Source organism: Bradyrhizobium uaiense (assembly GCF_010811875.1).
Taxonomy (GTDB): Bacteria; Pseudomonadota; Alphaproteobacteria; order Rhizobiales; family Xanthobacteraceae; genus Bradyrhizobium; species Bradyrhizobium uaiense.
In genome coordinates this window covers 1-244 of sequence record NZ_VKHP01000964.1, presented here as the reverse complement: position 1 = coordinate 244, position 244 = coordinate 1, and the positions used below count along the sequence as shown (strand labels likewise).

The following is a 244-nucleotide window of genomic DNA, read 5'->3' as shown; positions in this document are numbered from 1 at the left end:
TGCTTGGCGATGTTCTGCGCCAGATATTCATCCGGCAGCATGATGACGCGCTCGGCGTCGAGCGATTCCACCACCTTGAGCGCATTGCCCGAGGTGCAGCAGATATCGGACTCCGCCTTCACCGCCGATGACGTGCGCCAGCTGCGCGAAAACTACCCTGACATCACCGTGCTGGCGCATCCGGAATGCCCGCCCGAGGTGGTCGCTGAAGCTGACTTTGCGGGATCGACGGCCGCGATGCAGT

1 protein-coding gene and 1 pseudogene are annotated in these 244 nt (G+C 62.7%); one reads left to right on the top strand and one right to left on the bottom strand.

All coding sequences use genetic code 11. The annotated features are described in order from the left end of the window. On the bottom strand, positions 1-74 hold a 74-nt coding region (locus tag FNJ47_RS55255; RefSeq protein WP_430649503.1), incomplete at its 3' end, for a hypothetical protein. A 43-nt stretch (positions 75-117) separates the two neighbouring features. Between FNJ47_RS55255 and nadA the strand changes: the two are divergent. Continuing rightward, positions 118-244: pseudogene (nadA, locus tag FNJ47_RS48325) on the top strand (quinolinate synthase NadA); the annotation flags it as partial.